Consider the following 5,501-nt stretch of genomic DNA (forward strand, 5'->3'; position numbering starts at 1 on the left):
GAGGTAGGGGGCGAGGAATCGGTGCGGGGGGAGGAGGCGTGGTCCGGTGCTGTGGGCAAGGAATCTCCTGACGATTCGTACGCAGGTAGGCGCGTCAATTCATCCGAGCTATGTCCTCACGGAACGTAGACTTGGGCCTTCTGGTCGTCAATAGGGCGCGAGAGATCCGATGTGTTTCTCTCCATGTGATTGGGCTTCGCCTACGTGACGGCTGAGGAGGGGCGTCAGCCCCAGACCACCGCGCCCAGCCACGCCCCCGCCACCAGCAGGCACGCGAACAGTTCGACGAGCACGGAGTAGCCGGTCGCCCGCATCACCGAGCGGACCGATGCCCAGCCGGCCCCGCGGCTGCCCAGCCGCAGCCGCTCGGCCCCGTAGATCACGCCCACGTACCCGGCGACCGCCCCGACCACGGGGATCACGAAGAACCCGGTGATCGCCCCGATCCCGCCGAGCATCAGCGTGCGGCGCGGCGCCCCGGAATCGCGGGGCCGGCGTGGTGGCAGGAGCGGTTTGAGCGCCTGGTTCAGCAGCAGCAGCGCCGTGGCCCCGATCAGGACCCCCCAGGCGGCCGGCGTCATGTCGGTCAGCGCCCACCACAGGACGGCGGCCCAGATGATGGCCTGCCCGGGTACACCGGGCACCAGCACGCCGATCAGGCCGAGCAGCATGACCAGACCGACGGCGACGAGCTGCCACACACTCATCTGACCAGCCTGCCGGAGTCCGGCCGGTCCCGCCCGTCGTCACGCCCCGCTTCGGGACCTTAGGCGCAGCTCAGAGGCGTGACGGCGAGGCCGCGGGCCCGGTCAGGGGCGGGGTTCGCGGGCGACCCAGCCCCGCTCGTACGCATGCCAGCCCAGCTGGAGCCGGGTCGACACCCCGGTGAGCTCCATCAGGCCCTTGACCCGGCGCTGCACCGTCCGCAGCCCCAGTTCGAGCTGCTTCGCCACGCTGGCATCGGTCAGGCCGGCCAGCAGCAGCGACAGGATCTCCAGGTCCGTCGGATCCGGCCCCGCCGAGTCCTCCCCGACCCCGCCGCTCTCGGCGAGGCGCAACGGCATCGCCTCGCGCCACACCGCCTCGAAGAGCCCCGTCAGCGACTCCAGCAGCCCCGACGCGTGCACCACCAGGGCCGCCGGCTCCGCGCCTCGGGAGGTCAGCGGCACCATCGCCAGCGCCCCGTCCGCGACGACCAGCTTCGTCGGAACCCGGTCCACGACCCGGCACTGCTCGTTGCGGCTCAGCGCCGCCGACAGCTCCAGGATCCCCGACGGCAGCCCCAGGACCTCGCGCTCGACCACCACCCGGAACGACACCCCGCGGGTGGCGGCCTGCTCCTCGGACTCGTTGTCGAGCCCGCTGACCGCGATCGGGTTGCCGGTGACCAGGGCACACACCTCACTCGCTGCCCCCAGCTGCAACTGATGGAAGCGATGAGCCACGGCGCTCGCCCCGGTGACCACCTCGACCAGATCGTGCACGGCGGGCTCGGCGGCGTCCACCCGGTACTCCTCGGCCAGCAGCACCGCCGCCAGCTCCGCCTGCTCCAGCTCGTGGCGCTGCTGGGTCAGCAGCGCCCCCAGCGCGACCCCGGGCGGCGCCGCCACCCACCGGTCCGTACGGGCCGACGACTGCGCGGCCAGCCCGTGCTGCTCCAGCCGTCGCAGCGCCCGCTCGGTGTCCCGTTCGGGCAGCGCCAGCCGGTGCGCGAGATCGGAGACCTCCGCGGCTCCCACCGCCACCAGCGCGCGGTAGGCGGACTCCTGCATCTCGTCGAGACCTATGGCTCCCAGCATCCCCGGACCCCTCCCGAACCGCCTTGCTGCCCTGTCATGTCGTGCTGCCCGGCCGACCGGCCGTGGCGGAAAGCAGCCACGGCGTAAACCCGCCGTGGCACATCATCGCTGTACCGCCCGTCACTCTGCCAATGTGGCGCCACCGCAGCACCAACAACCTCCGGAATGAGGGCCTTTGCGCTCTTCGTTCCGGTTTCACTTGGGGAGAGCGATGCGTCCGATATCGCGTACGGCACTGGGGGCGGCGACCGCCGCCGTCCTCGCCGTCACGGTGATCGCACCGTCCGTGGCAGCGCCACAGGGCGACGCGGGCACGAACAGACCGCTGACCGGCACCGCTGCCGCCACCGCCAAGGCGGACAAGCCGGTCACCGTCACCTTGGTCACCGGCGACAAGGTGCTGGTGAGCACCGACGGTTCGGGCAACGCCTCGGCCACCGCGCTGCCCCGCGAGGACGGCACCGTCCCCCTCGTGCAGACGCGCCGCTCGGGCACGGACCTGTACGTCTACCCGGACACTGCCGTGAAGGCGCTCGCCGCCGGCACCGTCGACGAGGAACTCTTCAACGTCACCGGGCTCATCCGGCAGGGGTACGACGACGCGCACGCGGACTCCGTACCGCTGATCGCGACCTACTCCACGGACACCGCACGCAGCGCGCCCGCCACCCCGCGCGGCGCCGCGCGCGGCCTCGCCCTCCCCGCCATCGACGGTGTGGCGCTCAAGGCCGACAAGAAGCAGACCGCAGGGTTCTGGTCGGACGTCACCGGCCCCCGGTCCCGCTCCGCCGCCGGGCTGAAGAAGCTCTGGCTGGACCGCAAGGTCGAGGCCAGCCTCGACCGCTCCACCAAGCAGATCGGCGCCGACCTCGCCTGGGCCGCCGGCTACGACGGCAAGGGCACCAAGGTCGCCGTCCTGGACACCGGCGCCGACGCCGAACACCCGGACCTCAAGGGCCGGATCACCGAGTCGAAGAACTTCACCGACTCCGACACCACCGACGACCGCCAGGGCCACGGCACCCACACGCTCTCCACCGTGGGAGGCAGCGGCGCGGCCAGCGACGGGAAGAAGAAGGGCGTCGCCCCCGGCGCCGACCTGCTCGTGGGCAAGGTGCTCAACGACAGCGGCTCCGGCGACTCCTCCTGGATCATCGCGGGCATGCAGTGGGCCGTCGACCAGAAGGCCGACGTCGTCTCCATGAGCCTGGGCAGTCAGACCCCGACCGACTGCACGGACCCGATGAGCATGGCCGCCGAGGAACTCGGCAAGAGCAAGGACACCCTGTTCGTCATCGCGGCCGGCAACTCGGGGCCGACGCTGAACACCGTCTCCTCGCCCGGCTGCGCCCCCAGCGTGCTGACCGTCGGCGCCGTCGACCGCGACGACTCCACGGCCCAGTTCTCCAGCCGCGGACCCGCGATCGTCTCGCACACCCTCAAGCCGGAGATCGCCGCCCCCGGCGTCGACATCTCCGCCGCCGCGGCAGGCGGCCGCGGCGTCTACGCCTATCAGTCGATGTCCGGTACGTCGATGGCCACCCCGCACGTCGCGGGCGCCGCCGCCATCGTCAAGGAACGCCACCCCGACTGGACGGCCCAGCAGGTCAAGGCGGCCCTCGTGTCGTCAGCGAAGAGCGACATCCCCGGTGACGTACGCGAGACCGGAGGCGGCCGGCTGGACGTCAAGGCCGCGATCGACACCACCCTCACCGGCGCACCCGCCGTCCAGGGCGGCACCTTCAACTGGCCGCAGGACAAGACGGACCGCACCACCGTGCAGATCCCGTACACCAACACGGGCGACAAGCCGGTGAAGCTCGCGCTCACGGTCCAGGGCGTCACGGGCAACGACGGCTCGGCCGTCCGCTCCACCGTCGCCGCGCTCGGCGCGAAAAGCGTCACCGTGCCGGGCGGAGCGAGTGTCGAGGTCCCGCTGAAGCTCGACCCGACCGCGAAGCTCCAGGACAGCCAGTACGGCGACGTCACCGGCCGGGTGCTGGCCACCGCCACCGGCGGCGGCAAGGTCTCCACCCCGTTCTCGCTGTACGTGGGCGCCGAGACCGTCACCCTGCGCGTCAAGCTGATCGACGGCAACGGCGAGCCCGCCACCGGCTCGTCCTCGCTGGACGTCATCGGCACCGACACCGCCTCCGGCGAGCGCCGCTTCAACGACGGCTCGACCGACCAGGTGTACGAGGTGCGCCCCGGCGCCTACTTCGTCTCCAGCTTCATCGTCTCGGCCGACCCCGAGGACGCCACCGGAACGCTCGCCAAGTCGGTCGGCTACCTCGCCCGGCCCCAGCTGAACGTCACCAAGGACACCGTCCTGGTGCTGGACGCCCGCAAGGCGCACCGCATCAAGGTGAAGACCGAGGACCGGGTCACCGAGACCCGGAGCGGGACCCTGGCCTTCGGCCGCAGCTGGGACGACGTCTGGCTGCACTCGGGGTCCATCGCCGGCGGCAGCCTCATCAAGGACTACCTGGTCGACATCCAGGGCAGGGCCCAGGACGGCGACTTCGCGTTCGACAGCTTCTGGCGGGCGTACGCCCCGCAGATCGAGAAGCTCGCGGTCGTTGGAGGCGCCACCCTGCACCCCACTCCCGCGTCCACCGGATCCGTCAACCTCGACGGAACGGGCCAGGCCGCACTCGTCGACGCGGGCACCGGTACGCCCGGCGAGCTGAAGGCCGCCGACGTCGCGGGGAAGATCGCCCTGGTCCGTGTCGAGGACGGTGCTCCCATGGCCGTCCAGGCGCGCGACGCCAAGGCCGCCGGCGCCGTGGCGGTCATCGCGCACCGCCCGTCCGCGGGTCCGTGGAAGCCGTCCGTCGGATACGGCGCGGCGCCCCTGCCCTCGCTCGGAATCCAGGCGGACGAGGCGGCCGGTCTGGCCGCCGCACTGGCCGCCGGACCGGTGAGGCTGAGCTGGAAGGCCACCGCGGCCAGCCCGTTCGTCTACAACCTGGCCTTCCCCGAGACGGGCACCGTCACCTCGGACCGCACGTACAAGGTCAGGGACAGGGCGCTCAGCAGGGTCGATTCCACCTACGAATCGATGGGCGTGAAGACCGACTTCGTCGACACGCTGCTCGTCGCCACCCCCTACGGCGCCCGGTACGGCGTCGGCGCGTTCGACAGCGTGCCCTCACCAGGCAAGCGCACCGAGTACTACTCGGCCGGCGACAGCACCTGGCAGCAGGGGCTCTCCTCCAGCTTCCCGTGGGGCGAGTTCATGATGGACAAGTTCCGTACGCACAAGGCCGGATCGAAGCGCTCGGCGGACTGGTACCGGGGCGTCATCGTCCCGTCCGCGCCCCGCGACAACCAGGGCAGGGAACTGCTCGCCGCCGAACGTCAGGACAATCTGATCGGCGTCGCCCCGGGCTTCTGGAGCGACAGCGAACACGGCGGACTCCAGGGCTCCTTCGGGGACATGGGCAACATGCGGCTCACCAGCGGGGGCCAGGTGCTCGGTGAATCCGGCTGGCCGTCCGGGGTGTTCACCGTCCCGGCCGAGGACGCCGCGTACGAACTCAGCATGATGACCATGAAGTCGGGTCAGCCCGCCGCGGTGTGGAAGCGGTCGACCATGACGCAGACCACCTGGAAGTTCCGCTCGCACCGGGACGAGAGCGCCTACTCGCAGGGCATCCCGCTGCTCTTCCCGGGCTACGACCTGCCGGCGGACGGCATGAA

Annotated in this window: 3 protein-coding genes; 1 reads left to right on the top strand and 2 read right to left on the bottom strand. The window is 71.4% G+C overall.

What is annotated here, in order from left to right; genetic code table 11:
- Positions 1-224: 224 nt before the first annotated feature.
- On the bottom strand, positions 225-707 hold the full coding sequence (locus JGS39_RS35995) for a DUF456 domain-containing protein (RefSeq protein ID WP_219573971.1): 483 nt from the start codon (positions 705-707) through the stop codon (positions 225-227).
- Between the two features lie 102 nt (positions 708-809).
- On the bottom strand, positions 810-1,799 hold the full coding sequence (locus JGS39_RS36000; protein WP_219573972.1) for a helix-turn-helix transcriptional regulator: 990 nt from the start codon (positions 1,797-1,799) through the stop codon (positions 810-812).
- 211 nt (positions 1,800-2,010) lie between these two features.
- On the opposite strand from JGS39_RS36000, the gene JGS39_RS36005 reads away from it, so the two are divergent.
- On the top strand, positions 2,011-5,501 hold a 3,491-nt coding region (locus tag JGS39_RS36005; protein ID WP_219573973.1), incomplete at its 3' end, for a S8 family peptidase.

This window comes from Streptomyces poriferorum (assembly GCF_019399235.1).
Lineage (GTDB): Bacteria > Actinomycetota > Actinomycetes > Streptomycetales > Streptomycetaceae > Streptomyces > Streptomyces poriferorum.